The sequence below is a fragment of the Streptomyces sp. NPDC020898 genome (genome assembly GCF_044333925.1).
Classification (GTDB): Bacteria; Actinomycetota; Actinomycetes; order Streptomycetales; family Streptomycetaceae; genus Streptomyces.
The window spans coordinates 30,763-55,742 of the sequence record NZ_JBIRRV010000005.1 but is presented as its reverse complement, the minus strand read 5'-3'; the positions used below and the strand labels follow the sequence as shown (position 1 = coordinate 55,742).

General features: G+C 71.8%; 24 protein-coding genes and 1 pseudogene. 11 read left to right on the top strand and 14 right to left on the bottom strand.

The features are described 5' to 3' along the window. Positions 1-62: 62 nt before the first annotated feature. Positions 63-1,667 (bottom strand): MFS transporter, encoded by a 1,605-nt coding sequence (locus ACH4TV_RS17610; protein WP_398398944.1) that lies wholly within the window; start codon positions 1,665-1,667, stop codon positions 63-65. Positions 1,668-1,932: 265 nt separating this feature from the next. On the opposite strand from ACH4TV_RS17610, the gene ACH4TV_RS17605 reads away from it, so the two are divergent. Together ACH4TV_RS17605 and ACH4TV_RS17600 are read left to right on the top strand one after the other, a co-directional pair. Further along, the gene (locus tag ACH4TV_RS17605) at positions 1,933-3,216 is read left to right on the top strand and encodes a glycosyltransferase family 39 protein (protein ID WP_398398942.1); all 1,284 of its coding nucleotides are present in this window, start codon (positions 1,933-1,935) and stop codon (positions 3,214-3,216) included. A 216-nt stretch (positions 3,217-3,432) separates the two neighbouring features. Then, positions 3,433-4,482 (top strand): phosphatase PAP2 family protein, encoded by a 1,050-nt coding sequence (locus ACH4TV_RS17600; RefSeq protein ID WP_398398940.1) that lies wholly within the window; start codon positions 3,433-3,435, stop codon positions 4,480-4,482. A gap of 106 nt (positions 4,483-4,588) precedes the next feature. Here the strand turns inward: ACH4TV_RS17600 and ACH4TV_RS17595 are convergent, their stop codons facing one another. From ACH4TV_RS17595 to ACH4TV_RS17580, 4 genes and pseudogenes are all read right to left on the bottom strand, one after another. Then, a complete protein-coding gene (locus ACH4TV_RS17595) occupies positions 4,589-4,801 on the bottom strand; it encodes an I78 family peptidase inhibitor (protein ID WP_398398938.1) in 213 nt (70 codons plus the stop codon). A 380-nt stretch (positions 4,802-5,181) separates the two neighbouring features. After that, positions 5,182-6,303, bottom strand: a pseudogene (locus ACH4TV_RS17590) (helix-turn-helix transcriptional regulator). A 46-nt stretch (positions 6,304-6,349) separates the two neighbouring features. Further along, a complete protein-coding gene (locus tag ACH4TV_RS17585) occupies positions 6,350-7,654 on the bottom strand; it encodes an ABC transporter substrate-binding protein (protein WP_398398936.1) in 1,305 nt (434 codons plus the stop codon). Further along, a complete protein-coding gene (locus ACH4TV_RS17580) occupies positions 7,629-8,198 on the bottom strand; it encodes a hypothetical protein (protein ID WP_398398934.1) in 570 nt (189 codons plus the stop codon). Before ACH4TV_RS17580 ends, ACH4TV_RS17585 begins: the two co-directional genes overlap by 26 nt. A gap of 134 nt (positions 8,199-8,332) precedes the next feature. Between ACH4TV_RS17580 and ACH4TV_RS17575 the strand changes: the two genes are divergently transcribed. The 3 genes from ACH4TV_RS17575 to ACH4TV_RS17565 are packed head-to-tail and all read left to right on the top strand — an operon-like array spanning position 8,333 to position 12,120. Continuing rightward, the gene (locus ACH4TV_RS17575; RefSeq protein WP_398398933.1) at positions 8,333-8,812 is read left to right on the top strand and encodes a hypothetical protein; all 480 of its coding nucleotides are present in this window, start codon (positions 8,333-8,335) and stop codon (positions 8,810-8,812) included. A gap of 3 nt (positions 8,813-8,815) precedes the next feature. Continuing rightward, positions 8,816-11,464, top strand: coding sequence for an ATP-binding cassette domain-containing protein (locus ACH4TV_RS17570; protein ID WP_398398931.1), 2,649 nt, complete (start codon positions 8,816-8,818; stop codon positions 11,462-11,464). Then, the gene (locus ACH4TV_RS17565) at positions 11,461-12,120 is read left to right on the top strand and encodes an ATP-binding cassette domain-containing protein (RefSeq protein WP_398398929.1); all 660 of its coding nucleotides are present in this window, start codon (positions 11,461-11,463) and stop codon (positions 12,118-12,120) included. The genes ACH4TV_RS17570 and ACH4TV_RS17565 overlap by 4 nt, the downstream gene beginning before the upstream one ends. Before the next feature lie 88 nt (positions 12,121-12,208). On the opposite strand, the gene ACH4TV_RS17560 is transcribed toward ACH4TV_RS17565, so the two are convergent. Then, the gene (locus tag ACH4TV_RS17560; protein WP_398398927.1) at positions 12,209-12,901 is read right to left on the bottom strand and encodes a transglycosylase family protein; all 693 of its coding nucleotides are present in this window, start codon (positions 12,899-12,901) and stop codon (positions 12,209-12,211) included. A gap of 509 nt (positions 12,902-13,410) precedes the next feature. On the opposite strand from ACH4TV_RS17560, the gene ACH4TV_RS17555 reads away from it, so the two are divergent. Together ACH4TV_RS17555 and ACH4TV_RS17550 are read left to right on the top strand one after the other, a co-directional pair. Continuing rightward, positions 13,411-14,184, top strand: coding sequence for a hypothetical protein (locus ACH4TV_RS17555; RefSeq protein WP_398398925.1), 774 nt, complete (start codon positions 13,411-13,413; stop codon positions 14,182-14,184). Between the two features lie 155 nt (positions 14,185-14,339). Beyond that, a complete protein-coding gene (locus tag ACH4TV_RS17550) occupies positions 14,340-14,831 on the top strand; it encodes a hypothetical protein (protein WP_398398924.1) in 492 nt (163 codons plus the stop codon). A 62-nt stretch (positions 14,832-14,893) separates the two neighbouring features. Here the strand turns inward: ACH4TV_RS17550 and der are convergent, their stop codons facing one another. The 5 genes from der to aroH form a co-directional block, all read right to left on the bottom strand. Further along, positions 14,894-16,366: a ribosome biogenesis GTPase Der gene (gene der, locus ACH4TV_RS17545; RefSeq protein ID WP_398398922.1), complete on the bottom strand. Its 1,473-nt coding sequence runs from the start codon at positions 16,364-16,366 to the stop codon at positions 14,894-14,896. A 91-nt stretch (positions 16,367-16,457) separates the two neighbouring features. After that, positions 16,458-17,183, bottom strand: coding sequence for a lysophospholipid acyltransferase family protein (locus tag ACH4TV_RS17540; RefSeq protein WP_398398920.1), 726 nt, complete (start codon positions 17,181-17,183; stop codon positions 16,458-16,460). Next, positions 17,141-17,818: a (d)CMP kinase gene (gene cmk, locus ACH4TV_RS17535; protein WP_398398918.1), complete on the bottom strand. Its 678-nt coding sequence runs from the start codon at positions 17,816-17,818 to the stop codon at positions 17,141-17,143. Before cmk ends, ACH4TV_RS17540 begins: the two co-directional genes overlap by 43 nt. Before the next feature lie 154 nt (positions 17,819-17,972). Continuing rightward, positions 17,973-19,058: a prephenate dehydrogenase gene (locus ACH4TV_RS17530; RefSeq protein ID WP_398398916.1), complete on the bottom strand. Its 1,086-nt coding sequence runs from the start codon at positions 19,056-19,058 to the stop codon at positions 17,973-17,975. After that, complete coding sequence (aroH, locus tag ACH4TV_RS17525) at positions 19,055-19,417, bottom strand: chorismate mutase (protein ID WP_189151717.1); 363 nt, start codon at positions 19,415-19,417, stop codon at positions 19,055-19,057. The genes ACH4TV_RS17530 and aroH overlap by 4 nt, the downstream gene beginning before the upstream one ends. A 335-nt stretch (positions 19,418-19,752) precedes the next feature. On the opposite strand from aroH, the gene ACH4TV_RS17520 reads away from it, so the two are divergent. From ACH4TV_RS17520 to ACH4TV_RS17505, 4 genes are all read left to right on the top strand, one after another. Beyond that, positions 19,753-20,430, top strand: a complete 678-nt coding sequence (locus tag ACH4TV_RS17520) for a hypothetical protein (protein ID WP_398398914.1) — start codon at positions 19,753-19,755, stop codon at positions 20,428-20,430. 71 nt (positions 20,431-20,501) lie between these two features. Continuing rightward, positions 20,502-21,086, top strand: coding sequence for a DUF6529 family protein (locus ACH4TV_RS17515; RefSeq protein WP_398398912.1), 585 nt, complete (start codon positions 20,502-20,504; stop codon positions 21,084-21,086). Next, positions 21,083-21,490 (top strand): Rieske (2Fe-2S) protein, encoded by a 408-nt coding sequence (locus ACH4TV_RS17510; RefSeq protein ID WP_398398911.1) that lies wholly within the window; start codon positions 21,083-21,085, stop codon positions 21,488-21,490. The genes ACH4TV_RS17515 and ACH4TV_RS17510 overlap by 4 nt, the downstream gene beginning before the upstream one ends. A gap of 22 nt (positions 21,491-21,512) precedes the next feature. After that, the gene (locus tag ACH4TV_RS17505; protein ID WP_398398909.1) at positions 21,513-22,268 is read left to right on the top strand and encodes a DNA polymerase beta superfamily protein; all 756 of its coding nucleotides are present in this window, start codon (positions 21,513-21,515) and stop codon (positions 22,266-22,268) included. Here ACH4TV_RS17505 and ACH4TV_RS17500 read toward each other — a convergent pair. From ACH4TV_RS17500 to ACH4TV_RS17490, 3 genes are read right to left on the bottom strand one after another with little or no spacing between them, the layout of a single operon-like run. Then, the gene (locus ACH4TV_RS17500; protein ID WP_398398907.1) at positions 22,194-22,964 is read right to left on the bottom strand and encodes a DNA polymerase beta superfamily protein; all 771 of its coding nucleotides are present in this window, start codon (positions 22,962-22,964) and stop codon (positions 22,194-22,196) included. The two genes, ACH4TV_RS17505 and ACH4TV_RS17500, sit on opposite strands and share 75 nt — an antisense overlap. Before the next feature lie 3 nt (positions 22,965-22,967). Continuing rightward, positions 22,968-23,990, bottom strand: a complete 1,023-nt coding sequence (locus ACH4TV_RS17495) for an ADP-ribosylglycohydrolase family protein (RefSeq protein ID WP_398398905.1) — start codon at positions 23,988-23,990, stop codon at positions 22,968-22,970. Continuing rightward, entirely contained in the window at positions 23,987-24,808 is an 822-nt protein-coding gene (locus tag ACH4TV_RS17490) for an NUDIX hydrolase (protein ID WP_398398903.1), read from the bottom strand. Before ACH4TV_RS17490 ends, ACH4TV_RS17495 begins: the two co-directional genes overlap by 4 nt. Positions 24,809-24,980: the final 172 nt, after the last annotated feature.

Sequence of the window (24,980 nt, the reverse complement as noted above, 5' to 3'; positions counted from 1 at the left end):
GCGAGGCCCACCCTCCAAGTGACCGCCACAGGCGGTGCGTGGGTGGGTGGGAGACCCGGCGTTCACACCGAGACACGGGACGACGCGACCTCCCGAGGACCAGGCACCGCGGCGAGCGAACCGTCCCCGCACTGCATAACCCGCGGCAACCGCAACGCCATCACCGCCCCGAGCACCAACAACCCCGCGCTCACCAGCAACGTCACATGCAGCCCGTGCACAAACGCGTCCCGAGCCGCCGAACGAAGGGCCTCACCCGGCGTCCCCCCGAGCCGCCCGGCAACCTCGTACGCCTCGCCCAGCGAATGCCCCGCCGCAGCCGACGCCGACGCCGGAACGCCCGGCACCGACCCCACCCCCGGCGCGTACGCCGCGTTCATCACGCTCCCCAGGAGCGCGATACCGATCCCCGCGCCCAGCTGGTACGACGTCTCGCCGATCGCCGCCGCCCCACCCGCCTGCGCCGCCGGAGCCTCGCTCAGCATCGACTCGTACGCCCCGAAGAGCGTCGTCTCCAGCCCGAAGCCCAGCAGGACGAACCCGGACAGCATCAACCCCGCGTTGTCCTCCCCGCCCATCGCCGTGAGCATCACGACCGCCAGCGCCGTGACGCAGAACCCCGAGCACACCATCACCCGCGGCCCGAACCTCCGCAGCAGCCGCGCCCCCGCCAGCCCGGCCGCCATCGCCGCCACCGTCAGCGGCAGCAGCCGTAGCCCCGTCTCCAGCGGCGAAAGCTCCAGCACCAGTTGGAGATACTGCGCCGCGATCAGCTCAAGTCCGACCAGCGCCAGCATCGCCAGCACGATGCACCCCACCGACGTACTGAACGCGGGCCGGGCGAACATCCGCAGGTCCACCAGCGGATGCTTGCGCCGCCGCTGCCGCCGTACGAAGACGACCAGCAGCGCCGCACCCACCACCAGCGGCACGACCGTCAGGACGTGCCCGGCCCCCTCGCCGCCGCCCAGCCGCTTGACGCCGAGCACGACGCCGAACAGACCGCCCGCCGCCGTCAGCGCGCCGACCACGTCCCACGGACCCTCGGTCCGCTCGCCCCGCGACTCGGGCAGCAGCAGCCGGCCGACCGGAAGGCTGACCAGCATCAGCGGAATGTTGACAAGAAAGACCGAGCCCCACCAGAAGTGCTCCAGCAGGAAGCCGCCGAGCAGCGGCCCGACCGCGGCGCCCACCGCGGCCACCGCACTCCAGATACCGATCGCCAGCGCCCGTTCACGCCGGTCGGGAAAGACCTGGCGCAGGATCGAGAGCGTCGCGGGCATGATCATCGCGCCGCCGACACCCAGCAGCGCCCGCGCCACGATCAGTGTCTGGGCGCTGTCCGCGAGGGCGGCCATGGCGGAGGCGACGCCGAACAGCCCGTACCCGAGCAGGAGAATCCGCCGACGGCCGACGCGGTCGCCCAGCGTGCCGAACAGGATCAGCAGCGAGGCGCAGACGAGCGGGTAGATGTCGACGATCCAGAGCAGCTCTATCGCGCCGGGCCGGAGGTCCTCGCTGACCGCGGGCACCGCCACATGCAGCACGGTCGCGTCGACCGCGACGAGCAGCAGGCTGGTGCAGAGGACGACCAGGACGACCCAGCGGTTGGCACCGGCCCCGGCCGCCCAACGGCGCAGCGCGGCAGCCGTGGTCGTCCCGGACATGTACGTACCTCCAAGATTCCCTCGCGTTCGGCGGTCCGCGGGGTGGGGAGTCCCCGGGGCTCCGGCTGAGGAGGAGCGGTGTCCTCAGCCGCGCGGCGAAAGGCGAGTGGTGGGTCAGCGTACGCGAGTTCGCAGCGGCGAAAAGTGGCAGACCTCTCACGCGTCCACCGAACCTGTGTGGCGTACGCCACGCCCCGGTCGACGGGCTGCCCGGCCCGTACCCCGCGGCTCACACCCCCCTTTGCACACGACCGATAATCGATCGGTGACCGATTCTGCGACCCGCCCGCCGCCTCCCGCCCTCCGCCGGGCGGCGCCCGCCCTCCTCGGGTACGTGGCCGTCCGCGTCCTGGGCCTGGTCGCGCTGGCCCTGTGGAGCGCGGCGCGGGACAAGAGCGCGTACAAGCTGCTGACCGCCCGCTGGGACTCGCTGTGGTACACGCGGGTCGCCGAACTCGGCTACGGCTACGAGGTGCGCCTCCCGAACGGTGACGTGCACTCGAACCTCGCCTTCTTCCCGCTCCTCCCCTGGCTGGAGCGGCTCCTGGCTTCGATCACCCCGATGTCGTACGCCGACGCGGGCTTCGCGGTGAGCGCCCTCGCCTCGCTCGCCGCGGCCTGGGGCGTTTTCGCGGTCGCGGACCATGTGTACGGCCGACGGGCGGGGGTGTACGCCGTACTGCTGTGGGCGGTGCTGCCGGTCGGGATCGTCCAGTCGATGGCGTACAGCGAGTCCCTGTTCACCGCCCTGGCGGCCTGGTCCCTGTACGCGGTCCTCACCGGCCGCTGGCTGACGGCCGGCACCCTGGCCCTGCTGGCCGGCCTGACCCGCCCGGTGGGTCTCGCGGTGGTGGCCGCCGTGTGGGTGGCCGCCATCGCCTCCTTCGCACGGGAGCGAGAGGACACGTCGGCGGTACGGACCCGGCTGATTCCCTCGTTCGTACGAGAGCGAAGCACGCCTGGGCCACACGGCGCCCCGGAGCCCTCGCACGCCGTCGACCAGCCCCCCGGCACCAGCGCCCCGCGCTCTCCCGCATCCGACGGCGCACCCGTCTGGCGGCGCGCCCTCGGCATGCTGATCGCGCCGCTCGGCGCTGCCGGATACGTCCTGTGGGTCGGCCACCGCACCGGCAAGGGCCCTCTGGGCTATCTCGACGTCCAGGCCGGCTGGCGCAACGGTTTCGACGGCGGCGCCGCCTTCGCCCGCTTCGTCGCCGACAAGTTCACGTCGTTCCCGTCAGCGCTCGCCGGGGTCGCGCTGATCGTCGGCGTGGGCCTGCTGATCCGGCTGTACGTCGTCTGCGTACAGCAGCGCCAGCCCCTGCCGCTGCTGGTGTACGCGGGTGTCGTCACCCTGCTCGCCCTGTGCGCGTCGAGCTACTTCGGCTCGAAACCGCGCCTGTTGCTGCCCGCCTTCCCGCTTCTGCTGCCCCTCGCCCTGGCCCTGGCCCGGCTGCGGACGAGCAGGTCGGCGCTGGTGACGGGTGTCGTCGCGGTGGCCTCGGCGGTCTACGGGGCGTTCTGGCTGAACGGCTCCGGTCCGCCCTGACCCCTGGCGAATTCCAGACCACAGCCCGGTGAACTAATTCGAAAGGGCTATAAAACAGTACCTCTGCATGATCAATGGAAAGGAAGGGAACGCGGGCCTCGGAATAGGGATTCTGCGGAATTAAACATCATCTTGAGAGGAATCCCACATCACATCGTCATTACAAAGCCGCTGATTGGGCGGAGAACTGAGCTCACTCGCTGTAACGTCGATTGGGTGAGTACCGAACGAAAACTCGCCCGTCTGGACCGGGTGTTCGCGAGGCTGGACCGCGAAGCGGAACGGCCGACCCACATCGATGAACCGAAGATGAGCCGGCACAGGATCGTGCTGCTGGTCGCGGCCCTGGCCATCTACTTCGCCATCGTGTGGGCCGTCGTGATCACCTCATGGCTGGTCCGGCTCGACTGGCAGGTCATGTTCTTCCGGCCCTACCAGCAGTGGCCGGAGATCCACGCGTTCCTCGACTACTACGTGGTACTCGGTCAGCGCGGCCCCACCGCCGTGATGATCTCGGCCTGGCTGGGCTGGCGCGCCTGGCGGCAGCGCACCCTGCGTCCGCTGCTCGTGTTCGCCGTCGCGCTGCTGCTGCTCAACATCACCGTCGGTGCCGCCAAGATCGGGATGGGCCGCCTCGGACCGCACTACGCGACCACGATCGGCTCGAACGAGATGGGCCTGGGCGGCGATATATTCCCCAGCGGCCACACCGCCAACGCCGTGGTGACCTGGGGCATCCTGGCCTATCTGGCCTCGACCCCGTGGACCAGGCGCTGGCTGTCCGCCGGTTCGGCGCTGATGTCGCTCGGCGTCGGTCTCACCACCGTCTACCTGGGCACGCACTGGCTGAGCGATGTCGTCCTCGGCTGGGTGGCGGGTCTGCTGATCCTGCTCGCGCTGCCGTGGTTCGAGCCGCTGATCACCCGTGCCGAGACCTGGATCCTGTCGCTGCGCGACCGCCGGCGCGCCCCTGGCCCCGGCGCCGCGCCCGCACCGGCCCGGGTCGGCACCCCCGCGATGTTCAAGCCGCGCGCGGTCGCCGACGAAGAGGCCACGACCCGCGAGGACACCGCCCCGGCGGCCCGCTCCTCCCACGCACCCATCCACCCCGCCGTCCTGGCCCCGGGCCCGCACACGAGCCGGGCGGAGCGCACCCCGGTCACCCCGGCCGGCAGCCGACGCCCGCCGCACGCGGACCGCGTCCCGCGCGGCGCCGGCTCCAGCACCGGCACCCCCTCGGCCCGCCCCCTGCCCGGCAACAGCTGAGCCACCGGCGAGACCGGCGACACCACCGACGCCGAAGGCCCCGGCCCCTGGACGTGGATTCCAGGGGCCGGGGCCTTCGTTGTTCACGCACATCACCGACCGGGCTTCAGCCCTTCCAGCAGCGTGTCACCCTGCCGTCGGCGACCTCGAAGTTGAGCCGCCCCGAGCGGTACTCCATGGTGATGATCGCCCCGGGCGGCAACGACCGGACCGCGGACCAGCCGCGCTCCCGGGCGAGCCGCTCGGCCCGCGCCGAGTCGAGGCCGACGTACGCGTCCGGATGGTCCTGGGGTTCTTCGGGCCTGGGAATCGATGCCATGTCCGTCACCGTAGGCGCCCACCGGCGGCCGGGGGAAGCCCGGACCGCGGTACCGAACGCCTCCCGGCGCCACTCCGGTCACGCTTCTGTCACAAGATCACGACAGAACGCCGACAGGCCACTTCGAACGATAATCACCATGCGTAAGGGTGGTCACGCCCGTCTTCCACCGCCATTCGAACGTAATTCGCCACCTCTCCGTGAGCCCCTGATAAACCCCGGGAAATCGCGGCGCGAGAGCCCGCTGGAGACGGTTCGGGGCCTTCGGAAGGGCAGTCCGCAGAAGGCGAATTGCACCGAGCCGTCCGCTCTGTGGCGTCTTACGTGCTGATGCCACGCGTCCCGGCCGGCCCACCCTGCCGCCAGGGCGCGTAAAACACTCACGCCTTCCGCACAGAACCCCCGCACGACCTGCCGTCCGGCGTTCGACCCGCGCCATCCGGAATATGCGGCGCCGGTTGACCGGGCGACCGCTCCAGAGCGCGGGACAGCCGGTCCCGGGCCGTCCTGATGGCCTCCGTGAGCCCGTCCGGCTCCAGCACCTCGAACTCGAGGCCCATCAGCATGACGTGGATGACCATCACGTCGAGATTGGCGGCCCCGGTGCGCAGCAGGCAGGCTCCCTCTCCGTCGGCCTCCAGTGTCCCGGCGGACGGCGAGACCCGTGCGGCGGCCTCCGCGAGGGGCACCAGCAGCCGCACGACGGCATGCGAGGCGTACGCGCGCGTGGAGACCCCTTCGGAGACATAGGCGGCGAGATCCTCGGCAGGGGGCGTACGAGGGACGAAGCGTGGTCCGTGCGGCGGCTTCGGCGTGATGCGGTCCACGCGGAACGTCCGCCAGTCGGCCCGGTCGACGTCCCAGGCGACCAGGTACCAGCGGCGCTCGGTGCACACCAGGCGGTGCGGTTCGACGGTACGGCGGGACATCGACGCGGCCCCGTCGCGTCCCTGGTACTCGAAGCGCAGCCGTTCCGTGTCCCGGCAGAGGTTGGCGAGTTCGGTGAGGACGGCCGGGTCGACGGCGGAGGACTGCGGTCCGTGCAGCATCGGCACCGTGAAGGCGTTCAGGGCCCCGACCCGGCGGCGGAGCCGGTCGGGCAGCACCTGCTCAAGTTTGGCCAGCGCCCGTACGGAGGTCTCGCCGATGCCCTCGATGCCCTGCCCGGACGCGGTGCGCAGCCCGACGGCACGGCGACCTCCCCCACCCTCGAACCTGCTCGGGCGGGGGGACCCCCACGTCGTCGTCCAGCAGCAGGGGCGGCAACTCGGCCCCGGCGCCGAGCCGGTAGCCGCCGCCGGTGCCCGGACTGGCGTCCACGGGATAGCCCAGCTCACGCAGCCGGTCCACATCCCGGCGGACGGTACGCGGGGTCACCCCGAGGCGGCCGGCCAGGTCGGCGCCGGACCTCCCCCACTGCCTGAAGGGCGTGGGCGGTGCCCCCAGCGGTGGGCCTGGAGCAGCGAGAGCAGTCGCAGCAGCCGTGCCGTGGTCTCCAACATGGGCCCGAGTCTGCCAGCGGTCGCGGACAACTACTGTCCTCAACTGTCATGGCCGGTACGCCAGCTGCGGTACGTCGAAGCAGTCGGCGTTCATGTCCCCCTGCGAGACCCAGCCCTCGCCGTCCTGCCACCGGGCCACCGACAGACACGCGCGACGCGTCTTCGGCGGTTCGGCGAGCCGCTCGAACCGCACCGGGATCAGCAGCCCGTCGGCGGTGTATCCCTCGTCCTGTCCCTCCCTGCGGTTCATGAAGCCGTCGACACACGCGCGCGTGACGCCCGTTCCCGCTTCCGCGCACGCCTCGGCGGCCTCCGTGAACCACATCGCCGCCGCCCACCCCTCCAGCTGCCACTGAGAGTGCGCACCGAGCTTCTCGGTGGCCTCCCGGAACTCCCGTACGGCCGCGTGATCCGCGTCCTCGTAGTTGCGGCTCGATCCCGTCGCCCACAGGGCGTTGCGGCATCGCGGGGAGTCCTTGTAGTCCTCGGGGACCGTGGACGTCCAGTTCTGTACGTTCGTCACCTTGGCGGTGACCTCGGCGCCGACCTTGTCCATCGCCTCGCACAGCTGTGCGTTGCCGTGGGTGTCGAGGGCGTCGAAGACGAGGTCGGCGCCCTGTTCCTTCAGGTCGGCCGCCACCGCGCGGAAGTTGGGCAGCGCGAAGTCGACCTCCTCGGTGACCACGCGATAGCCCTCGGCCTTCAGCCCCCGGGCGACCAGCCGGGCGTACGCGGCCGAGGCGGCCTGGTTGTACGAGACGACCGCGGCCGTGCGGGCGCCGTGCTCGCGCGCGAAGTAGCGGTAGACCTCCGTACCGCCGTACAGCTGCCCGCCCCAGCCCGGGGTGCCGTCGCGGGGCGCGAGGCTGCCGTAGATGCCGTACAGGTGCGGATAGGTGTCGTAGGCGGCGCCGATGGGCTGTCCGCCGATGTCGGGCACGCGCGCGCGTGAGACGCGGTCGGCGCCCGCGTAGTCGAGGGCGGTGGTGGCGACCAGGGCGACGACTTTGTCCTGGCCGATCAGCCGGTGCACGCACTCGTTGTTGCCGACGCCGCTGCCGCCGTCGTCACAGAGCCGGACCTCGACCGGGCGGCCGTCGATGCCCCCGCGCGCGTTGAGCCGCTCGAACCAGGCCTTGGCGCCGTCGCGGGGGCCGGTGAAGGCGGCGCCGCCGACCGGGCTGGTGGCGCTGGTGATGATGCCGACGCGGACGGGCGTCGTACCGGCCGACGGTGTCGAGGTACCGCGGTGCTCGAAGTCGCTCTCCGGGAGGCGGCTGCCGCAGGCCGCGCTCAGCAGGAGGAGCAGCCCCGCGACGGCCGATTCAACAACCCGGAGCCGTCGGCGCATTGCCGCTCAGCCCGACGAGCGCGCAGAGCGTGTTGACGGTGACCTTCCAGGTGCCCTCCTGTTCGACGGCGGTGCCCGAGGCGTCGGGCAGGGCCGTGGCGCCGTCGAGGAGGAGCGCGTAACTCACGTTCGCCGCGGTCGGTGAGGTGAACTCGACCTCGTCGACCTTCGCCTCGACCTTTCCGCCCCGCTGGTCGCCGCTGAAGGCATCGAGCAGCATGCCCAGTTGGTCGCCGTTCTCCAGGACGGCCCGTTTGTCCTCGATGGAGACGGCCGGGTCGAAGAACTTCACCCAGTTCTGCCTGATCTCCTTCTCGGCCGCGACCGGATCGGCCGGGCCGTCACCACTCGGCTCCGCGGACGTCTCCGTCGGTGCCGTCGTCCCCGTGGCGGCGGAGGGGGTGGGCAGTCTCGTCGCGTCGCCGCCACCGCCGTTGTCGTCGCTGCACGCCGCGAGGGCCGGGCCGAGGAAGAGCAGCAGGGCGGCCGCGATCGCCGTGCCCCGCCGTGTGTTACCCCGCCTGAGGTCGCTCCCGAGAACCATCTGGCTCACCACCGGGTGTCGGTCCGGGCCATGCGTGCCCGGTGCTTTCAGGGTCAGCTGACAGAAGGCATAGTGCAAGCCATTGGCCGGCTTGGACAGACACAGCCAGGACACACGACGTGTGGGAGCCAAGGATGCCGACAGCTCGATCAGTTCGACTGCGGGCCGTGCGTCCCGTCCTCTGGACGGGCTGGGCCGCGCTCACGGCGGGCGCGGCGCTGTGCGTGCTCGGCTGGTACGGCGTCTCGGGCGAGCGCTTCGCCGAACGCCAGCTGCCGTACCTCGCGTCCTGCACGGTCCCCGGCGCGGCCCTGATCGTCGCGGGCGCCGTCCTCCTCACCCACGGCCGCAGCGCGCTCGCGGCGGCCCGCGTGGAGGAGCTGTACGGCCTCCTGGTGGCCACCGAGCCCGCCGAGGCTCCCGGAGAGCCCGTCATCGCTCCGGTGGCCGTGAGCGGCCGACTGCTGATGGTGCCGGACGGCACCCTGTGGCACCGCGCGGACTGCCCACTCGTCGCCGGCAAGCCGGAGGCGGTTCCGGTGGACGGCAGACTCCTGGCGACCGGCGAACTGGACCCCTGCCCGATCTGCGAGCCGGACTCGGCGGACGACTGACCCATGTCGTCCCTGACGTACGACCTCACGCTCGCGGGCCTGTCCGTCGGCAGTGCGGCGGCGCTCACCGGCATCGGCCTGATCGTCACCCACCGCGCGACCGGCGTGCTGAACTTCGCGCACGGCGCGATCGCGATGGTCTGCGCGTACGCCCTGCGGCAGTGCACGGTCGAGTGGGGCTGGCCCCTGTGGCTCGGCGCACTGGTGACGCTTCTCCTGCTCGCCCCGGCCATCGGGATGGCCCTGGAACGGTTCGTGTTCCGGCCGCTCGCGGTGCTGGGCGGCGATCCGGCGCAGACGCTGGTCGCGTCGATCGGCGTGTTCGTGCTGCTGGTGGGCGGGGCCGTACTGATGTGGGGCCCGGGGGCACGCGCGGACGCGCCCGAGGTGGTCCCGGCGGAACCGCGGGGGCAGTTGGCGGTCGCGCTGGTCCTGGCCGCCGCCGTGGGCGCGGTCACGCGGTGGACCCGGTTCGGGCGGCAGCTGCGCGCGGTGGTCGACGACCGGCAACTGGCCGTGCTGGGCGGCATCGACGCGGACCGGGTGGCCGCGGCGGGCTGGGCGTTCGGCTCGTTCACCGCGGGCCTGACGGGCGTACTGCTGGCTCCGTACGTGCGCCTGGACCCGTACGGCATGCCGCTGCTGGTGATGGAGGTGGTGGCGGTCGCGGTGGCGGCCCGGATGCGCAGCCTCCCGGTGGCCGTGCTGGTCGCGCTGGGCATCGGGGTCGCCCAGAGCCAGTTGACGCGGTTGCACCCGTCGGGCTGGGCGCAGCCGCTGCTCCAGGCCGTCAGCACCAACCTCTTCGTCGTGGCGCTGCTGGTCGCGGCGCTCGTCCTGCCCGGCATCGGTACCCGCGACGCGCTGCCGCGCACGGCGACGGCCCGGGTACCGACCCCGCCGGGCGCGTGGATCGTGGCCGCGGTGCTGTTCCTGCTCCCCCTGGGCTTCGCGGGCTCGGACCTGCATACGTCGGTCCAGGTGCCGGCGCTGGGCGTGGTGCTGCTGTCGCTGGTGGTGGTGACCGGCCGCGGCGGCCAGATCTCGCTGGGCCAGGCGGCGTACGCGGGCCTGGGTGCCCTCTTCACGGCACTGCTGGCGGCCGGCCGCTTCCCTGGCCTGCCCCGGCTGCCCGAACTGGCCGCGCTGGCGGTGGCGGTGCTCCTGGTGGCTCCCCTGGGCCTGCTGACGGGCTGGCCGGCGATCCGCCGCCACGGCCTGGCGCTGGCGCTGGCCACGTTCGCGGTGGGCGTCGGCGTGAGCCGCTTCGTCTTCGCCCAGCCCTACGCCACCTCGGGCCTGTCCGTGCACCGCCCGGCGGGCTTCGAGAGCGACCGCGCGTTCTACGTCCTGGAACTCGCCCTGCTGGCGGGCGCGTTGCTGGCGACACGGTCCCTGCGTACGGGCCGTACGGGCCGGGCCCTGGCCGCGATGCGGGACCACGAGTCGGGGGCGTCGGCGGCGGGAGTGCGGGTCCCGTCCCTGAAGCTGCTCGCGTTCGTCGCGGGCGCCGCCCTGGCCGCCCTCGGCGGCGCCCTGCTCTCGATGGGCGTGCGCGCCTTCGACCCCGGCGCGTTCGACCCCGTACGCGGGCTGCTGTGGTTCGCCGCGGTGGTGGTCCTGGGCGCCGACAGCACCTTGGGCGCACTACTGGCCGCGGCCCTGCTGGTGGGGCTGGACGCGGGGGCGCGGGGCGGTGTCGCGGCTGCGCTGATCGGCGTTCTGGCGGTCCTGGTGGGGCGCTTCCCTGGCGGCCCGTACGACGCCCTGCGCACGGCGACCGGACGTCTGCGACCGGGGCGCGGGGCGCGGTTGACACCGCTGGGGGTCGCTGTGCGGGGGCGGCTGCGGGGCGTGGACCACGGCCGGGGCCCGTCCGGCGGCCCGACTCCCCCGGCTGCCCCATCGCGCCCTCGGGCCCCTGTCCCTCCCAGGCGCTCCCCTTCTCCCGCCCCCGCCCCGCTGCTCCGCGCCCGTGACCTCCACGTCCGGTACGGCGGCTTCGCCGCGCTCGACGGGGTGGATCTCGATGTCCGGCCGGGGCGGGTCACCGCGGTCGTCGGGCCCAACGGGGCCGGGAAGAGCACCCTGTTCCACTGTCTCGCCGGAACCGTGCGTCCCACGCGCGGGGAGGTGCTTTTCGAGGCACGGGACATCACCCGCCTTGCCGCCCATGCCCGTACCCGGCTCGGTGTCGCGCGGACCTTCCAGCAACTGGCCGTCTTCCCGTCGTTGACCGTGGCCGACAACGTCCGTGTGGGCGCCGAGCAGGGCCGCGCCACCGATCCGGGCGCCGTGGAGCGGGCGCTCCGGCTGCTCAGGCTCGACGGACCGGTACGTTCGCTGCCCGCGGCCGGCCTGCCGACCGGTACCCTGCGCCGCGTCGAGCTGGCCCGCGCACTCGCCGGAAACCCGCGTGTCCTGCTCCTCGACGAACCCGCCGCCGGTCTCGACACCGCCGAAGTCAACGCGCTGACCGGCGTGTTGCGGGCCCTCGCCGCCGACGGCACCGCCCTGCTCGTCGTCGAGCACGACCTCGATCTGGTGGCCGACCTCGCCGACGAGGTCCATGTGCTGACGGCCGGCCGGATCGTCGCCTCGGGCCCGCCCGGTCACATCCTCGACACCCTGGAAGCGACGGCGGGCCGATGACCCCCTCCACCGTTTCCCTCCTGCACGCGCGCGTGCGCTACGGCCCGCTGGAGGCGCTGCACGGCGTCTCCCTCACCGCGCCCGGCCCCGGCCTCACCGTCCTGCTGGGCCGCAACGGCTCCGGCCGTACGACCGTCCTGCGCGCCCTCGCCGGGGTCGTACCGCTGTCGGACGGCGCGGTGGTGTGGGACGGCGCCGACGTGACCCGGATGCCCGCGTACGAGCGGGCCCGGCGCGGTCTGTGCCTGGTGCCGGAGCGGCAGGCCGTGTTCGGGTCGCTGACCGTCCGGGAGAACCTGGAACTGGCGGCGGCCGACGACCACTCCCCCGCGCTGGACGCCTACCCGCAGCTGAGGCCCCTGCTGTCGCGCCGCGCCGGCACCCTCTCCGGCGGCGAGCAGCGCATGCTCGCGCTCTCCCGCGCCCTGCTGACACGCGCGCGCGTGGTGCTCGTCGACGAACCGGCGCAGGGCATGTCACCGGCGGTCGCGGCCCACACGTACGAACTGCTGAGCGCGCTGGACGCCTGTGTGATCGTCGCCGAACAGCGGTTGCCGCCCGTCCTGCACGGCCGCCGGGCTCTCGTGCACGAACTCCGCCGGGGCGCCGTCGTGTTCAGCGGGGAGGCTGCCGAACTGGCCCGTCGTTCCCGGTGACCTGTGGCGGCGCGCCCGGGGCCGGACGCCGGTGCCCCACCCGGGTCGAGGGCCGGGTGGGGCACCGTGCCCGGGGCAGGGGGGCGGCTCAGATGTCGAGCCGCTGTCCGGGCACGATCATGTTGGGGTTGCCGCCGATGACGGCCTTGTTGGCGGCGTACACGTGCTGCCAGGTGGTCGTGTACCGGGAGGCGATGCCGCTCAGGGTGTCGCCCGCGCGGACCGTGTAGTCGCCGCGGGACGAGCTGCGGCCGGTGTGGGCCGACGAACGCTCCGGCGCCTGCGACGGAGCCTTGGACGCGGCCGACCCGCCGGAGCCGGTGGCCTTCTTCGTGGACTGCTGGGTCGACTTCTTCGTCGACTTGGAGGTGCCCGAACCGGAGCCCGAGTCGGTGCCCGATGCGGCCGGGGCGCTGCCGGAGGCTCCGGCGCGCGCCGAACAGGTCGGCCACGCGCCCCAACCCTGGGCGCGCTGGACCTTGGTGGCGACGGAGATCTGCTGGGACTTGCTGGCTCCGTCGGCCGTGGCCGCGTAGGCCGTACCGCCGTAGGCGCGCCAGGTGCTGCCGGAGAACTGGAGTCCTCCGTAGTAGCCGTTGCCGGTGTTGATGTGCCAGTTGCCGCCGCTCTCGCACTGGGCGATGCGGTCCCACACCCCGCTGTCCGCTGCCGCGGCGTTGCCGGTCGCGGCCAGCAGTCCGAGGGGGGCGAGCAGTGCCGCCCCGGCGAGGACGGCCGTCGTACGCGACTTGCGGGTGTAACTATCGGCACATTCGGACATGAAGATCCCTCTCCACAGACCCGGGCTCCCCCTGACCGGGGCGCGTCGGCCGCGTGATGACGCGGTCGGCGCGCTCCGCCCCGTCCGTCGGCGGTGGTGCTGCGCGATGTCTGGTTCTGCGCTGCCGTTGGACGTACCCGAGCGGTGCTCTCTGCACACGGCGGAGGAATCTATGGACCCTGACGACCCGTTATCAACCAACTCCCCGTTGTCCCAGGCCAGTTCACGGTTACCGCAGGTAGCGACGAATTCCGGACACCCACTTCATTCGCGCATATCCGTATTTGTCGACCAGCTACTCGGACAAACTGTGAGCCAGTTCACCAAATCAACTTCCGTAACCTGTCCGTTACTTGACATGGAGTGGCCAATTCCGCACCCAGGGTGACAGTGCGCGCAGGATGGTTGTATTCCGTTCGCCGTGCAGCGTGACCCCCACCACAGATCGCCCGTTGTCATCTTCATGAGCCTGGACCCTCCGGGTTCACCGCATCTTGAGGGAGCCACCCGTGCCGCGCATGCTCGATGTCAGCGACGAGGTCCGCGCCGAGATCGGCGACGAAGAAGCCGACCGGCTGCTCGCCGGAGACAACGCCCCGGGCAGTTACGACTGCACGTCCTGCCGCACGCCGGGCGACTCCGCCCAGGAGCGCACCAGCACCGTCCTCTTCATCGGGGACGAGACCGCAGTCCTCGCCTTCGCCCACGCCGGCTGCCTGCCTTCGCAGGTCGTCCAGGTCACCGAGGAGCAGCTGCAGGGCGCGGTCCGCTCCATCAACGCCGATGAGGAGGCCCCGATGGCCGCACCCGAGCAGGCCGTGCTGGGAGTCACCAGCGGACTCGTCCTGATCGAGGGCGAGTTGCACCCCGCCCTGGTCGTCGAACCGACCGCCCCGATCGTCCGCCCCGGCGCCGGTGGCGCCGGCGACGACTTCCTGCCGCTGCTCATCGAGCAGGGCTTCATGCCGCTGACCCAGCTGACGGAGGTGCCGCCCGTGCTGCACGGCTGGTCGGTACTGCTCGCCGCGGGCCAGCTGCACGCCGTACTCCAGCCGGGCCCGAACGGCGGCTCCGCGGTGGCCTGGTGGCAGGCGCACCAGCCGCTCCAGGTCACCGAGAGCTGGCGCGCCGCCGCCAACAAGCACCAGCAGGTGCTGATGTTCGCGGCGCCGGTCGGCTCGATCGGCCGCCAGCCCCGCGAGGACCTGCTGCGCGACGCGCTGGACAAGGCGGCGGGCAACGGGAAGCTGGTCGCCAGCGCTCTGCCTCTGGCGGGCACGTGAGCGCTATAGACCGGGGGTGCTTCAGCGGGTTGGCGACTACCGGTTGAGTGTGGCTGGTCGCGCAGTTCCCCGCGCCCCTGCAGGGGCGCTTCGCGCGCCCTGCAAAGTCCGGGTGGTGGCCGCATCTGTTGGGCGGTGGGGTCGTTTGGAGGTACGTGCACACCTATGACGTCCCCCGCCGCCAGCCCTACCAGGCGATCCCGTCCACGCGGTCGGCCCAGGACTACTCGAGCGGCCCTTCGGCCACGCCGATCTACGACGCGCTCTATGCCGAGTACGGCAAGTCCTTCCGCTCACGGCCGGGCGACCGCAACGGCGAGGACGAGCTGGGCTTCACGGCCTTCGGGCCCAGCCCGCACAACCTCGCCCCGTACGGCGGCTCGCACGGCTCGAACACGTTCGGCTCGCACCCCTCGGGCTCCTACAGCGCCTACAGCGCGGGGGCGCTGAGCGCGCGCAGCGGCGCCCAGGCCAGCCAGGGCGGCGGGCAGCAGTCCGTGTGGCAGCGGGTCGGCCAACTCGACGCGCAGCAAGGGCAGACGGCGACCGCGACCGCCGTCTGGCAGACGGGTGGACGCCAGCAGCACTACACCGGAATGACCCACATCCCGGCGGCCCTGCCACCGGGTTCGCGCCGGGGCGTGTGAACACCACCTGCACATGACTGAGGGCGGCTCCGTAAGGGGCCGCCCTCAGTCATGTCCCACTTCTACTTCTTACGGCCGCGCTTCTCGCGCACCCGCACCGAGATGTGGATCGGCGTGCCGTCGAAGCCGAACTCCTCGCGCAGGCGGCGCTCGATGAAGCGGCGGTAGCCCGCCTCGATGAAGCCGGAGGCGAAGAGCACGAACCGCGGCGGCTTGACGCCCGCCTGGGTGCCGAACAGGATGCGCGGCTGCTTGCCGCCCCGGATCGGGTGCGGGTGGGCGGCGACCAGTTCGCCGAGGAAGGCGTTGAGCCGACCGGTCGGCACCCGGGTCTCCCAGCCCGCGAGGGCGGCCTCGATCGCGGGGACCAGCTTCTCCATGTGACGGCCGGTGCGCGCCGAGACGTTGACGCGCGGCGCCCACGCCACCTGGGCGAGCTCGGTCTCGATCTCCCGCTCCAGGTAGTAGCGGCGCTCCTCGTCGAGGGTGTCCCACTTGTTGTAGGCGAGGACGATCGCACGGCCCGCGTCGACGGCCATGGTGACGATCCGCTGGTCCTGGATGGAGATGTTCTCGGAGCCGTCGATCAGGATGACCGCGACCTCGGCCTTCTCCACGGCGGCGGCCGTACGCAGCGAGGCGTAGTAGTCGGCTCCCTGCTGGAGGTGGACGCGCTTGCGGATGCCCGCGGTGTCGATGAACTTCCAGGTGACGCCGCCGAGTTCGATGAGCTCGTCGACCGGGTCACGGGTGGTGCCCGCGACCTCGTTGACGACGACGCGTTCCTGGCCCGCCACCTTGTTCAGCAGCGAGGACTTGCCGACGTTCGGGCGGCCGATCAGGGCGATACGGCGCGGGCCGCCGACCCCGACGCCGAAGGTCTGCGCGGGTGCGTCGGGCAGCGCCTCCAGGACGGCGTCCAGCATGTCGCCGGTGCCGCGGCCGTGCAGGGAGGAGACGGGGTGCGGTTCGCCGAGCCCGAGGGACCACAGGGACGTGGCGTCGGCCTCGCCGCTCGGCCCGTCGACCTTGTTGGCGCACAGCACGACGGGTTTGCCGGCCTTGCGCAGCAGCCGGACGACCGCCTCGTCGGTGTCGGTCGCGCCGACCTTCGCGTCGACGACGAAGACGACCGCGTCGGCCGCCTCGATCGCGTACTCGGCCTGCGCGGCCACGGAGGCGTCGATGCCGAGGACGTCCTGCTCCCAGCCGCCGGTGTCGACGAGCTTGAAGCGCCGTCCGGCCCACTCCGCCTCGTAGGTGACGCGGTCGCGGGTGACGCCGGGCTTGTCCTCGACGACTGCCTCGCGGCGCCCGATGATGCGGTTGACGAGCGTCGACTTGCCGACGTTCGGCCGCCCCACGACGGCGAGGACGGGCAGCGGCCCGTGCCCCGCCTCGTCGAGCGCGCCCTCGACGTCCTCGACGTCGAAGCCTTCTACCGCGGCGAGCTCCATGAACTCCGCGTACTCGGCATCGCCAAGCTCTCCGTGCTCGTGCTCTTCCGAGCCGCCGGAGGGAATGTGGTCGTTCATGAAGTCCGTACCTCGTTCATCGTGGTGATCGGTGCAACCCCCCGTTATCGGGTGATCCACTACTCAAACTGCTCAAGTACTCAAGTGTCTCTCAGCGCTCAGCGGGACGCCCGGCGTTTTCCGGGCGGCCGGTGAGGCGCCTGGCGTTCTCCAGGTGCGCGGTGAGCTGCTTCTGGATGCGTACGGTCGCCTCGTCCAGCGCCGAGCGCGTACGCCGCCCGCTGCCGTCACCCGCCTCGAACGGGTCACCGAAGACCACGTCGACGCGGCTGCGCAGCGGAGGCAGCCCCTTTATCAACCGTCCGGGCCGGTCGGTACTTCCCAGGACGGCCACCGGAACGACGGGGGCTCCACTGCGCACCGCGAAATAGGCGAGCCCGGAGCGCAGCGAGGCGAAGTCGCCCTCGCCGCGGCTGCCCTCGGGAAAGATCCCGAGCACCCCGCCGCTCGACAGCACGTCCAGTGCCCGGGTGATCGCCGTGCGGTCGGCGGTCGAGCGGTCCACCTCGACCTGGCCGAGGGCGTGCATGGCAGGGCCGAGCGGGCCGATGAACGCCTCCTTCTTGACCAGGAAGTGTGACGCCCGGGGCGCGACGCCGATGACCATCGGCCCGTCGATGTTGTGGGAATGGTTGACGGCGAGGATGACCGGCCCGCTCACGGGCACCTTCCAGGCGCCCAGGACGCGCGGCTTCCACAGCCCGTACATCAGGCCGACGCCGATGCGCCGCCCGACCTCGGCGCCCCGCTTCGACGGAGCCTTCGGCGCAACGCTCACTTCCCGGCCCGCTTCTCCTCGACGAGGGTGACGACGCACTCGATGACCTGCTGGAGGGTCAGCTCGGAGGTGTCGACCTCCACCGCGTCGTCCGCCTTGGCGAGCGGCGAGGTCTTGCGGCTGGAGTCGGCCGCGTCCCGCTTCAGCAGCGCCTCACGGGTGACATTGACGTCGGCACCCTTCAGCTCACCGCTGCGCCGGGCGGCACGCGCCTCCGGCGACGCGGTGAGGAAGATCTTCAGGTCGGCGCCGGGCAGCACGGTGGTCCCGATGTCCCGCCCCTCGACGACGATCCCCTTCTCGGCGGACCCGGCGATGGACCGCTGCAACTCGGTGATCAGGGCCCGCACCTCGGGTACGGCGCTCACCGCGCTGACCTTGGAGGTGACCTCCTGGGTGCGGATCGGGCCGCCGACATCGGTGCCGTCCACGGTGATCGTCGGGTGCTCCGGGTCCGTACCGGAGACGATCTCGGGCTTGCCGGCCACGGCGGCGATCGCGGAGGGGTCCGTGATGTCGATCCCGTTGCTCACCATCCACCAGGTGATCGCCCGGTACTGGGCCCCGGTGTCCAGGTAGCTCAGCCCGAGCTGCGCGGCAACGGCCTTGGACGTGCTCGACTTGCCCGTGCCGGAGGGGCCGTCGATGGCAACAATCACTGCGGCGCGTTCCACTGTGGGGCACCTTTCCTGGTCCGGGGTGTCGGGGTGAGGGCGGTTGGTGCCCCGGACAAGGTTACTGGGTGCGGGTAGCCCGTCTGGCCGCGTGTGTCTTCAGCCGGTGCCTCTTCGACGCCGGTTCAGGCAATCTCACACCGGGAAACTCCCCCTACTGTCGAATCGCCCACCCTCTCTCCCGCAGCGAAGCCGAAAGAACGGGTGCGGCCTTCGGCTCCACCATCAACTGCACGAGCCCCGCCTGCTGCCCCGTCGCATGCTCGATCCGTACGTCCTCGATGTTGACGCCCGCCCGCCCCGCATCGGCGAAGATGCGGGCCAGCTGCCCCGGCTGGTCGTCGATGAGAACGGCCACGATCTCGTACGCCCGCGGAGCGGACCCGTGCTTGCCAGGGACGCGGACCTGGCCCGCGTTGCCGCGCCGCAGAACGTCCTCGACGCCGGTGACGCCCGCGCGGCGCTTCTCCTCGTCGGAGGACTGGAGGGAGCGCAGTGCCTGGACCGTCTCCTCCAGGTCAGCGGCGACATCCGTGAGGAGGTCGGCGACCGGCCCGGGGTTCGCGGAGAGGATGTCGATCCACATGCCGGGGTCGGACGCGGCGATCCGGGTCACGTCCCGGATGCCCTGCCCGCACAGCCGTACGGCGGCCTCCTCGGCGTTCTCCAGCCGCGCGGCGACCATGCTGGAGACCAGGTGGGGCATGTGCGAGACGAGGGCCACGGCCCGGTCGTGGGCGTCCGCGTCCATGACGACGGGGACCGCACGGCAGTGCGAGACCAGTTCCAGGGCGAGGTTCAGGACCTCGGTGTCCGTGTCCCGGGTCGGTGTCAGCACCCAGGGGCGGCCCTCGAAGAGGTCACCGGTCGCGGCCAGCGGGCCGGACTTCTCGCGGCCCGACATGGGGTGCGAACCGATGTACGACGACAGGTCGAGGCCCAGCGCCTCCAGCTCGCGGCGCGGGCCGCCCTTGACGCTGGCCACGTCGAGGTAGCCGCGCGCGACACCCCGGCGCATCGCGTCGGCGAGGGCACCGGCGACGTGCGCGGGCGGCGCGGCCACGATCGCGAGGTCGACCGGCCCCTCCGGCGGCTCGTCCGTGCCGGCGCCCAGGGCGGACGCGGTACGGGCCTGCTCGGGGTCGTGGTCGGTGAGGTGGACGACGACGCCACGCGCGGCGAGGGCGAGCGCGGCGGACGTACCGATGAGGCCGGTGCCGATGACCAGTGCGGTTCTCACTGGGCGATGTCCTTGCGCAGGGCTCCCGCGGCACCGAGGTAGACGTGCGCTATGTCGGCGCGGGGCAGGTCCGACTCGATGTGCGCGAGGATCCGGACCACCCGCGGCATCGCGCCCTCGATGTCCAGCTCCTGGGCACAGATCAGCGGTACGTCGACGATGCCGAGCTTGCGGGCCGCGGCCGCCGGGAAGTCGCTGTGCAGGTCGGGGGTGGCCGTGAACCAGACGCTGATCAGGTCGTCCGCGGTGAGACTGTTGCGCTCCAGGACCGCGGTGAGCAGCTCACTGACCCGCTCGTCCATGTGCCCGGCCTCGTCCCGATCCAGTTGGACGGCGCCCCGGACCGCTCGTACCGCCACGGTGATGCTCCTCGCTGATGTACGTGCAGACGCACTGGTGATGCAGACACTTTTGTACGTCCAGCCTAGTCAGCCCGCGTCGGGCCGGTACGCGGCGCCCGCCCCCTGAGACACGCCGCGCGGCTCGCACCGCCTGCTCGAATCGTTACCCGCCATGGTCACGCCTCTCCGGAACGAACGGCCGGGCGCAGGTCAGAGGCCCCGGCGTCGGGCTCTGTCAATGTCACCCGATTCGCCCCAATCCGCGACTTGGGGTGCGAACACGCCTGTGCGCCTCTGGACGCGGGGGCGCGGGTCCGCTCGAATAGCAGGAAGCTCGCCTCGGGGGAGGCCCGATGAAGCGCACCGGACCACTTTTCACCCTTCTCGCCGGACTACTGCTCGGCCTGTTCATGCTGTCGCTCAACGCGACGACAGGGACAAAGCCGGCGTCCACGTCCCAGGCCGACTCACCCGCCGACAAGGTGTCACCGTCGCCGGCTCCGACGAAGGCGTCGCCATCGCCTTCCCCACCCGCGACCCCGTCACCGTCACCGACCAAGGCGCCCGTGCCGAACGCCGACTACGCGGGCCGTACGGACGACGACTCCTCCGCGGTGTCGGTCTCGCTGCGCGACGGCAGGGCGATCGCCTACTTCTGCGACGGCCGCGACAAGGAGTCGTGGCTCAAGGGCGATGTCGAGGCCGACGGCTCCATGAAGCTCACCGGCAAGGGCGGCTCCGTACTCAACGGCACGCTCAAGGGCAAGAGCATCCGCGGCACGGTCGACATCGAGGGCGGGCACTACGCCTTCACCGCCGACAAGGCGGTCAAGCCGTCCGGGCTCTACCGGGCGACAGCGACCGTGCGGGACGCCGAGATCGACGGCGGCTGGATCGTGCTGTCCACCGGCGACCAGGTCGGCATCCTCAAGCGCGACGGCAAGCCCTCTCCCGCACCCCGGATCGACCCGGAGACCGGCGCGGTGACGATCGACGGCCAGCAGCTCACGGCCCGCCCCGTCACGCCCTGACGCACGACCCCGGCACCACTCTCGTCCGGAACTTCAGGCCCACTCCAGAGCCTCCACACAGGGAGCCGACCATGACCGTGGACCCGAGCGCCGCCACCCAGAGCTTCCCGCCGCGCCCACCGGCTCCGAGCGGCCCGAGCCCCGCCCGCTATCTCGTCCCGGCACTGGTCGCCGCGGGCGTCGCGGTGGCCCTGGGGGTGTACGGCAAGGTCCACGACCCGGAGGGCACCGCCTTCAACCTGGCCGGGTTCAGCAGCACGGGCGCGGTGAAGTCGTGGCTGGCGACGACGGCGTTCGCTTTCGCGCTCGTCCAGGTCGTCTCGGCGCTCATGGTCTACGGGAAGCTGCCGGGCCCGAGCTGGTCGGCGACGCTGCACCGCTGGTCGGGGCGGATCGCGTTCCTGGTGTCGGTTCCGGTGGCGGTGCACTGTCTGTACGCGTTCGGATATCAAACCTACGATTCGCGCGTGATGTGGCACTCCCTCCTGGGTTGCTTCTTCTTCGGTGCTTTCAGTGCAAAGATGCTGCTGCTTCGCTGGGAGCGACTGCCCGGCTGGCTGCTGCCGATCGTCGGCGGACTCGTCTTCGCCGTCCTCACGATCGTCTGGCTCACTTCCGCCCTCTGGTTCTTCCGCAACTTCGGAGTGACGACATGACGCAAGGCCCGACCCGACGCACGGTCCTCCTCGCGACGGGCGCGGCGGCGCTCACGGCGGGCTGCGGCGAGTACGGCGACGAATCGGCGTCCCCGGAGACCTCCGCCGGCTCCCCCGGGCAGGAGCTGGCCACGACGGCCGACATCCCGGTCGGCGGCGGCACGATCTTCAAGGACGAGCAGGTCGTGGTGACGCAGCCGAAGGAGGGCGAGTTCAAGGCCTTCACGTCGATCTGCACGCACCAGCAGTGCCCGGTGGCCAACGTCAACGGCGGCACCATCAACTGCACCTGCCACGGCAGCAAGTTCAGCATCACGGACGGCTCGGTGGCCAACCCGCCGGCAACCAAGCCACTGGCCGAGAAGAAGATCACGGTGACGGGAAACTCGATCCGCCTGGCATGACGTTCGCGCGTACGCTCCCGGGATGCGCCCGTTTCCCGCCCCCGAGGCCCTGGTACGCGACCACACGATCTACGCCTGCGTGATGGGTTCGCGCGCCTTCGGGCTGGCGACGGACGGCAGCGACACGGACCGGCGCGGGGTGTTCCTCGCGCCGACTCCCCTGTTCTGGCGTTTCGAGAAGCCGCCCACGCATGTGGAGGGCCCGGCGGAGGAACAGTTCAGCTGGGAGCTGGAACGCTTCTGCACCCTGGCCCTGCGCGCCAACCCGAACATCCTGGAGTGCCTCCACTCCCCTCTCGTGGAGTACGCCGACGACACCGGCCGCGAACTCCTTGCCCTGCGCGGGGCGTTCCTCTCCCGCCAGGCGCACGAGACGTTCGCGCGCTACGCGCTGGGCCAGCACAAGAAGCTGGAGGCCGACGTCCGCACCCAGGGCGCCCCCCGCTGGAAACACGCGATGCACCTGCTGCGCCTGCTGATGAGCTGCCGCGACCTGTTGCGCTCAGGCACCCTGACGATCGACGTCGGCGACGAGCGCGAGCCCTTGCTGGCGGTGAAACGGGGCGAGGTGCCGTGGCAGGAGGTCGAGTCCCGGATGAACCACCTCGCGACCCAGGCCGAGGAAGCGTCCCACCACAGCCCGCTCCCCGAGGAGCCCGACCGGCGCCGCATCGAGGACTTCCTCATCCGCGCCCGCCGGGCCTCAGCCCTCCAGCCGGACCCGTACGACGAAGTCGTGCAGGGCGTCGTACCCGGCCGGGCCTTCCGCCAGCTTTGAAACGGCCTGCGCCGCGTCCAGCACCCCGTGCAGCCGCTCCACATCACCCGCCACGCGCGCGTGATCGACATCCGCCATCCCGTGCTCCTGCTCCGCCTTGGCCGCGACCAGCTCCGGCAGGTACACGGGGGCTTCGGCGATCTCCCCGACGAGTGTGGGCAGATGGGCCTGCACCTCACCGGCGCGCATCAGATGGATACCGGTGAGCAGCACCCGGAACGTGTAGAGCAGCGGCTTGAGTTCACCGGTCTTCTCGAAGAGCCGCCACTGCGTCACCGCAAAGCCCCGGTAGTGGTGGGCGTGGTGGCCGGTCAGCACTCCAGGGGCGAGCGCGGCGAGTTCCCGGTGGGCGTCGGACGTGTGCACGACCAGCGGGGAGAGCAGCTGCTCCAGCACGTAGCCGTTGCGGCGCAGCATCAGCCGTACGAACTTACGCAGATCGTGGGTGACGAGGTCCATCTCGACGCCGTCCCGGTCCCACATCCGCGACCGGGTCTCCGCCGGCTCGTGGAGACCGACCAGGTCGGCCGCCGGCAGCAGATGCACACCCCGGAGGTCCACGTCCGAGTCGCGGGACGGGAAGCCGTAGAGGTGTGCGCCCGAGACGGTGGCGAAGAGCACCGGGTCGGGCTGCTCGGCGACCACCGACGTCAGGTCGAGGTCCGCGAGGTGCACGGACTCCAGCGCATCGTTCATCCGTCAAGAGTCCCAGAGCGCTCCCAGGGTCTGCAGGTCACCCCCGTACTCGATGCGGTCCGCCCAGCGGGTCGGCCAGGCGTCGGTGCCGTGGTGGGCGCCCGCGAAGGCTCCCGTGAGACAGGCGATCGAGTCCGAGTCGCCGGACGTACAGGCGGCGCGGCGCAGGGCCGTGAGGGGTTCGCCGGGGAAGAGCAGGAAGCACAACAGGCCGGTGGCCAGGGCCTCTTCGGCGGTCCAGCCCGCGCCGGTGGCGAGGCACGGGTCGTCCTCGGGCGAGACGGTACGGACGGCGAGCTGGAGCCGGTCCAGGATCGCCAGGCACTCGTCCCAGCCGCGGGTGATGAAGTGCTCGGGACTCGGGTCGTGGCTGCGTGTCCACAGGTCGCCGAGCCAGCGGTGGTAGTAGCGGGAGCGGCTCTCGTACGCGTACGTACGGAGCAGGGTCACCAGTTCGGCCGGACGGGCGCCCTGGGCGAGCAGCCGTACGGCGTGCGCGGTGAGGTCGGACGCGGCCAGGGCCGTCGGGTGACCATGGGTGAGCGCGGCCTGCAACTGGGCGGCGCCCGCGCGCTGTTCGTCGCTCAGGCCCGGGACGAGGCCCAGAGGCGCCACGCGCATGTTCGCGCCGCAGCCCTTCGACCCGATCTGGCTGGCCTCCTGCCAGGGCAGCCGCTCGTTCGCCAGCAGGTTGCAGGCCACCAGGCAGGTGTGACCCGGCGCCCGGTTGTTGTCCGGCGACCGGAACCACTTCACGAACTCCTCGCGCACCGGCCGTTCCATCCCCGCCGGCGCGAGCAGCCCCCGGTCCATCGCCGCGCGCAGACCGTGCGCGAGCGCCAGCGTCATCTGCGTGTCGTCGGTGACGATCGCGGGCGTGGGCAGCTCCATCTGCCGCCATGGACCGCACTTGGCGAGGATGGACGGGATGTCGCTGAACTCGGTCGGGAAGCCGAGGGCGTCGCCGAGCGCGAGCCCGATCAACGCCCCGCTCGCGGCGCGCTTCCTGACGGTCGTGGTGGTCATGCGGGGCGTCCTTCCGGTGACGACGGGGTCGGTGAGGCAGGCGAGGGTGACGACGGGGGCGAGGCGGGTGACACGGACGTCGTCGGGCGCAGCAGCGGCGGGTGCAGGGTGACCGCGGTGCCCGCGCGGTACAGGGCGGCGGGCTTGCCCCGGCCGCCCGTGAGACGTGCGGCGCCCGGTACGGGTTCGACGAAGCCCGGCGTGGCGAGCACCTTGCGGCGGAAGTTGGGCCGGTCGAGCGCGGTGCCCCACACGGTCTCGTAGACCTGCCGCAGCTCTCCGAGGGTGAACTCGGGCGGGCAGAAGGCGGTCGCGAGGCAGGTGTACTCCAGCTTGGCGCCGACCCGGTCGTGGGCGTCGGCGAGGATGCGGTCGTGGTCGAAGGCGAGCGGTCCGAGCGCGTTGTACCGCAGCCACTGGGCCTGCGCCGCGTCCCCGCCGCCGTGCGGCTCGGGGGCATGCGGCAGCAGCGCGGCGAAGGCCACGGACACCACCCGCATCCTCGGGTCCCGGTCGGGCTCGCTGTATGTGCGCAGCTGCTCCAGGTGCAGCCCGGACACGTCCGACAGGCCGGTCTCCTCGGCGAGTTCACGCCGGGCCGCCGTCTCCGCGGACTCGTCGGGCAGGACGAACCCTCCGGGCAGCGCCCAGCGGCCGGCGTAGGGCTCGTGACCGCGCTCGACGAGCAGCACGTGCAGTGTGCCCGCGCGGAGGGTGAGGACGGCCAGATCGACGGTGACGGCGAAGGGTTCGAAGGCGTACTTGTCGTACCCCGCGGGGACCCTGCCCCGCGCCGCTCCGTTCATAGGTGCGGTCATGCCCGCCCACCCCCTTCACGGTCGCTCTTTAGAGTCATGGTGACCAATAGTCATTCCGACTATAAAGAGCGCGGGCGACCCGCACAAGCCTTCTTGACGACTCCCATACGCCCAAAGTCCCTCAGCGGCCCCTCCGGCACCCTGGAGGACTCTCAGGGCGCCGGGGTCACCA

Bases quoted from the DNA above. Each gene is read 5' to 3' on its own strand.
- ACH4TV_RS17515 (WP_398398912.1), top strand. From the start codon at position 20,502: ATGACCGTGGACCCGAGCGCCGCCACCCAGAGCTTCCCGCCGCGCCCA.
- ACH4TV_RS17585 (WP_398398936.1), bottom strand. From the start codon at position 7,654: ATGCGCCGACGGCTCCGGGTTGTTGAATCGGCCGTCGCGGGGCTGCTC.
- ACH4TV_RS17510 (WP_398398911.1), top strand. From the start codon at position 21,083: ATGACGCAAGGCCCGACCCGACGCACGGTCCTCCTCGCGACGGGCGCG.
- ACH4TV_RS17570 (WP_398398931.1), top strand. From the start codon at position 8,816: ATGTCGTCCCTGACGTACGACCTCACGCTCGCGGGCCTGTCCGTCGGC.
- ACH4TV_RS17610 (WP_398398944.1), bottom strand. From the start codon at position 1,667: ATGTCCGGGACGACCACGGCTGCCGCGCTGCGCCGTTGGGCGGCCGGG.
- ACH4TV_RS17520 (WP_398398914.1), top strand. From the start codon at position 19,753: ATGAAGCGCACCGGACCACTTTTCACCCTTCTCGCCGGACTACTGCTC.
- ACH4TV_RS17495 (WP_398398905.1), bottom strand. From the start codon at position 23,990: ATGACCACCACGACCGTCAGGAAGCGCGCCGCGAGCGGGGCGTTGATC.
- ACH4TV_RS17575 (WP_398398933.1), top strand. From the start codon at position 8,333: ATGCCGACAGCTCGATCAGTTCGACTGCGGGCCGTGCGTCCCGTCCTC.
- ACH4TV_RS17580 (WP_398398934.1), bottom strand. From the start codon at position 8,198: ATGGTTCTCGGGAGCGACCTCAGGCGGGGTAACACACGGCGGGGCACG.
- ACH4TV_RS17565 (WP_398398929.1), top strand. From the start codon at position 11,461: ATGACCCCCTCCACCGTTTCCCTCCTGCACGCGCGCGTGCGCTACGGC.
- der (WP_398398922.1), bottom strand. From the start codon at position 16,366: ATGAACGACCACATTCCCTCCGGCGGCTCGGAAGAGCACGAGCACGGA.
- ACH4TV_RS17490 (WP_398398903.1), bottom strand. From the start codon at position 24,808: ATGACCGCACCTATGAACGGAGCGGCGCGGGGCAGGGTCCCCGCGGGG.
- ACH4TV_RS17500 (WP_398398907.1), bottom strand. From the start codon at position 22,964: ATGAACGATGCGCTGGAGTCCGTGCACCTCGCGGACCTCGACCTGACG.
- ACH4TV_RS17505 (WP_398398909.1), top strand. From the start codon at position 21,513: ATGCGCCCGTTTCCCGCCCCCGAGGCCCTGGTACGCGACCACACGATC.
- ACH4TV_RS17560 (WP_398398927.1), bottom strand. From the start codon at position 12,901: ATGTCCGAATGTGCCGATAGTTACACCCGCAAGTCGCGTACGACGGCC.
- ACH4TV_RS17595 (WP_398398938.1), bottom strand. From the start codon at position 4,801: ATGGCATCGATTCCCAGGCCCGAAGAACCCCAGGACCATCCGGACGCG.